This window comes from Bradyrhizobium sp. UFLA06-06 (genome assembly GCF_054820065.1).
In genome coordinates this window covers 1-2,540 of the sequence record NZ_JADFUD010000143.1, presented here as the reverse complement: position 1 = coordinate 2,540, position 2,540 = coordinate 1, and the positions used below count along the sequence as shown (strand labels likewise).

General features: G+C 57.7%; 3 protein-coding genes. All 3 read left to right on the top strand.

The genetic code is table 11. The features are described from left to right. The coding region (locus IF803_RS42340) for a hypothetical protein (protein ID WP_461196142.1) at window positions 1–486 on the top strand (486 nt) is incomplete at its 5' end. 2 nt (window positions 487–488) lie between these two features. Further along, a complete protein-coding gene (locus tag IF803_RS42335; RefSeq protein ID WP_461196143.1) occupies window positions 489–2,012 on the top strand; it encodes a GMC family oxidoreductase N-terminal domain-containing protein in 1,524 nt (507 codons plus the stop codon). A gap of 13 nt (window positions 2,013–2,025) precedes the next feature. Continuing rightward, on the top strand, window positions 2,026–2,540 hold a 515-nt coding region (locus IF803_RS42330; RefSeq protein WP_461196141.1), incomplete at its 3' end, for an NAD-dependent epimerase/dehydratase family protein.

Sequence of the window (2,540 nt, the reverse complement as noted above, 5' to 3'; positions counted from 1 at the left end):
GATGTGTATAAGAGACAGTTGGAGAGCCGTTCCATCTGTACAAATGGATTGGCCTGGGTCTTGTTTTGGCCGGTATTATTTTTCTGGCTCGAGGAGACTGAAATGGTCTTCGATCGAGTGATCGTGGCAACATTGATGCCTGCGTGGCCATTACTCGACGGGGAAGAAAAGCCGGCCGTTCTAACTCAAGTCGTACCAAGCGTCACTCGAGCCATTGCAGGCGCTCCCTTTCATATTCGCTTGGCGGTTCGAAGCGTTTCGATCTTTCTGAGCCTCTGCATCTTCTTGATTTCAGCCGGCGCAGGCGGTCCGTTGATAAGCGCGCTCCGAGCAGACAGGTTTTACACTCTTCTGCAGAGATCGCCCGGCCCCATCAGCTCGGTCGTGCGCCTTTATCGATCCATGACGCTGCTTGCATTCTATGAGCAGGCGCCCGTCGCAGCAAAGCTGTTATCCGTACGGCCTGCACGGAATCAAAAGGCTTGAACATGAAGGGCAGTTTTCATCCGAGCAACGCACTTCGACTGGAAGCAGATGCGGTGATTATCGGCTCCGGTGCAGGCGGTGCCAGCGTGGCCGATGTGCTGACAGCTGCCGGTTTGTCTGTAGTCATGCTTGAAGAGGGTAAGCATATTCCGTCGTCATCGGCTTCTCCTATCGCAAGGGAGGCATTTTCGGCAGCTTGGCGCAGCGGAGGAATAACCGCCGCGATTGGCCGGCCCCCCATTACCTATGCGGAAGGCCGCTGCGTTGGGGGAGGAACAGAAATCAACAGCGCTATTACCCAGCGAGCCGATAGCGATCTCATTGATCAATGGCGCAAGCTCAACAGGATCGAGAACTTTACGCCAGATGACCTGGCGCCATATTACGAGCGCGCCGAGATGGCGGTAAATGCAAGCCTGACCCCCGGTCCGCTCGGACGTGCCACCGACATTCTGCGCCAGGGGGGCGAAGCGCTCGGCTGGGAAGTGTCGGAGCTAAAACGGGGACAACGTGCCTGCAAAGGCGCCAACCGGTGTTCTTACGTTTGTCCGAACAGCGCCAAGCAATCCATGGCGGTGACCCTTCTACCAAAGGCAGTGGACTGCGGCATGCGGCTGCTGGCGCAAATGCGGGTGGACAACATACGAATTGAAAAAGGCCGTGCCACAGAGGTCCTTGCCCGGTCGAGTGATGCCGGCGGACGAGCCGTGCAAGTGCGCGTCAAAGCCGGCATGGTGTTTGTTTGCGCGGGTGCAATTCACACCCCGGCGCTTTTGCGCGGCTCCGGCCTACGTAAACGCATTGGTAATACGCTGCGCCTTCACCCGACAATCAAGGCAACGGCGCTGTTTAACGAGCCTGTCGATGCGCATCAGTCGCGGCCTCCTCTGACGGCGATTACGGAATTTATGCCGGAACAACGCATCGGTGGATCGGTATTCACGCCCGCAATCTTTGGCCTCTCGCTTGCGGAAGACTGGACCAATCGCGGCGATCTGATGCGGGACTGGCGTTCTTGCGGCTCATATTACGGCATGATACGGCCCCGCGGAGTGGGCTCAGTGCGACCACTTGCCGGCTTCAACGAGCCGCTTGTCAGTTTCAAACTCGCGCCTGAGGACTGGATTGCTTTGAGCCAGGTTCTCACCCGTCTTGGCCAAGCCATGTTTGCGGCCGGCGCCCGCAAGGTATTCCCGAGCATATCGGGCCATGAAGGGTGGACGAGCCCTGATCAGGTGCATGAATTCTGGAACAAGCCTCTGCCAAAAGGGGCGACGAACCTGATGACGGTACACCTGTTTTCGAGCTGCCCGCCAGGCGAGCATCAGGATGCTTGCGCCGTCGACAGTTACGGACGGGTGCGTGGCGTCGAAAACCTCTTTGTCGCCGATGGCAGCCTCATTCCGGAAGCGCCAGGCGTCAATCCCCAAATGACTATAATGGCCCTAGCGTTCCGGGTTGCGGAAGCAGCGCTCTGTCATTCTGCACAAGAACGCGCCCGGTCAGCCGCAAGAGACAGAAATTGAGAGGGGTATTGATGTGCAGAAGATAATCCCGGTAACCCTGAATGTGCCCCTTGTGCTTCTGACAGGAGCCTCCGGATGGCTGGGCAGGCGCGTCGCGGCGGCGCTGACGACAGGTTTGCCGGAAGCACGACTTCTCGCAACCGGTGGCTTCCGGGTAAGGGCGCTCGTTCTTGCGGGAGAAGACGTGTCGCAGCTGCGTGAACAGGGGTTGGAAATCGTGACAGGTGATATCCGGGACATGGAAGCCGTCCGCGCATTCGTGGCCGGTGCCGAGGGCGCTGTATTGGTCCACATGGCGGGGGTCATTCATCCCAAAACCGTTGCCCAGTTTGAAGCGATCAACACGCAAGGCACGATCAATCTAATTACGGCAGCTCAAAAGATAGGTGTGTGGCGCGCGATTGTCATGTCGTCCAATTCGCCGATCGGCTGCAACCCACATCTGGATCACAGATTCACAGAGGAAAGCCCCTATAACCCGTATATGGGATATGGCCGCTCCAAGATGCTGCTGTCTCTTATACACAT